General features: G+C 74.5%; 2 protein-coding genes. Both read right to left on the reverse strand.

Features of this window, described 5'->3' with window-relative positions; translation table 11 throughout:
* The coding region (locus EBH09_RS07960) for an SCO1860 family LAETG-anchored protein (protein ID WP_193776291.1) at positions 1–917 on the reverse strand (917 nt) is incomplete at its 3' end.
* A 186-nt stretch (positions 918–1103) separates the two neighbouring features.
* Complete coding sequence (locus EBH09_RS07965) at positions 1104–2201, reverse strand: amidohydrolase family protein (protein WP_121747292.1); 1098 nt, start codon at positions 2199–2201, stop codon at positions 1104–1106.
* Between the last annotated feature and the right edge of the window lie 173 nt (positions 2202–2374).

The raw sequence follows: 2374 nt of genomic DNA on the forward strand, positions 1-2374 counted from the left end.
CCCGCCAGGACCAGGGCGGCAGCGCCTGCGGCGATGTACGGGGTCGCCGAGCTGCCGCCCGTCTCGGCCAGGTCCGCCTCCCCTCGGGCGCCCTGGGCCCGCACGCCGGACGCGGGTTCCGCGTCCGGCTCGGCGTCCCGCTGCGCGGGCGGCTCCTCGGCCTTCGCCGGCGGCTCTCCGGCCTCGGCCGCCGGGGCCGCCGGGGACTCGCAGGTCGCCTTCGCCAGGGTCACGGTGCCGTCGACCTCGGCGACGTTCAGGTCGAGGGGGTTGACGGACACCTTGAGTTCGAGCGCGGTGGCGGCGGCCGTACGGGACGTGGTCTCCGTCCTGGAGAGGTCGAGCCGTACCTCGCCGACGCCGGGCACCTCCACCTCCGTCGTCCCGCCGGTGGTCAGCGTGACCTTCTTGCCGAGGACCGTCACCGCGCCCAGCAGGTTCGCGTCGGCGACCGGCTTCTTCCCGGCCTCGCAGGTCGCCACGGAGGTGACCTGCTCGACCTCGACCACCGACAGCAGCGGCAGACCGGGGACGTGGAGCCTGGCACGGGCGAGGTTGGTGTAGCCCTCGCTCTTGGCCGCGGTCGCCGTCGCCTTGGACTCGGCCACGTCGGCGCGCAGGACGCTGAAGGGCTTGCCGCCGTCGACGCCGTCCAGCCGTGCGGTCAGCGCGGTCTTCTGGGCGCTCTCGGGCGCGTGCACCTCGTTGAGGGTGACCGCGAGCGGGACGTTCACGGTCTTGTTGAGCAGGGACACGTCGAGCCCGGTGCGCAGGACGGTCGCGCTCGCACGGCCGTGCTCGCCGGTCGCGTGTGCGGTGCCCGCGCCGGCCAGCACGGTGGGACCGGCGGCCAGGGCCGTGGCCGCCGCGACGGTGACGAGGCGGTGTGCGGGCATGCGGAAGGTGTTGCCGTTCAAGGTGGTGGGACCCCCAGTGAGACATGCGTGCGGGACACGCATGAGCGACATGCTCGGGACCCGGAAAGAATGTCCCCGCGCGCACCGAACCGTCAGCGGTCCCGGGGCACTTCACCCCTTCGTGGGGTTTCCGCGTGCCTATTCGAATCTCCGGGCACGGTTGTTCCCCGGCCTCACCCGCGTCGGCTAACCGACGACCCGCCCGTTCAGCACCACCCGGCGCGGAGCGGCGAGCACGCGCACGTCCGCGCGCGGGTCCTCGTCGAACACGACCAGGTCCGCCGGCGCGCCCTCGTCCAGGCCGGGACGCCCGAGCCAGCTCCGGGCGGCCCAGGTCGTCGCGGCGAGCGCCTCGACGGGCGGGATGCCCGCGGTGACCAGTTCCGCGACCTCGGCCGCAGCCAGGCCGTGGGCCAGGGAGCCGCCCGCGTCGGTGCCGACGAAGACCGGGATCCCGGCGTCGTAGGCGCTGCGTACGGTGTCGTAGCGACGTTCGTGGAGCCGGCGCATGTGGGCCGACCAGCGCGGGAAGCGGGACTCGCCGCCGTCGGCGAGCGCGGGGAAGGTGGCGATGTTGACGAGGGTCGGCACGATGGCGACGCCGCGCTCGGCGAAGAGCGGGATGGTGTCGTCCGTCAGGCCCGTGGCGTGCTCGACGCAGTCGATGCCGGCCTCGACCAGGTCGCGCAGGGAGTCCTCGGCGAAGCAGTGCGCGGTGACGCGGGCGCCCAGCCGGTGGGCCTGAGCGATCGCCGCCTCCACGGCGCCGCGGGGCCAGCAGGCCGAGAGGTCGCCGAGGTCGCGGTCGATCCAGTCGCCGACCAGCTTCACCCAGCCGTCGCCGCGCCGGGCCTCCTGGGCGACGTAGGCGACGAGGTCGTCGGGCTCGACCTCCCAGGCGTAGTTGCGGATGTAGCGGCGGGTGCGGGCGATGTGCCGGCCGGCCCGGATGATCTTCGGCAGGTCCTCGCGGTCGTCGATCCAGCGAGTGTCGGAGGGGGAACCCGCGTCGCGGATGAGGAGGGTGCCCGCCTCGCGGTCGGTCAGCGCCTGCTTCTCCGCGACGTCCTCGGGGACGGCCCCGTGCTGGTCCAGGCCGACGTGGCAGTGCGCGTCGACCAGGCCGGGCAGCGCCCAGCCCTCGACGGTGCGGACGTCGGCGGCCCCGGTGGGGCGGTCGTACGAGATCCGGCCGTCGATCACCCACAGCTCGTCGCGGACGTCCTCGTCCCGCGGCCCGACGAGCACCCGACCCTTCACGTGCAGCACCGTGCGATCGCTCATGTCCCGCACCCTAGGCCCTGTCGTCGAACTCCCGTCTGCCCACCGGGCGGACGACGGGAGTTCGACGACAGGACCTGGACCGGTGCGGCGGGGTGTTCGAAGGCCCGGTCACCGGCCGCCCTCGCGAGTGGCGGCGCGGGCCCGGAGCTCGGTCGTGCACCCGGCCGCGACGG

The sequence above is a fragment of the Streptomyces sp. E2N166 genome (assembly GCF_003671715.1).
GTDB lineage: Bacteria > Actinomycetota > Actinomycetes > Streptomycetales > Streptomycetaceae > Streptomyces > Streptomyces thinghirensis.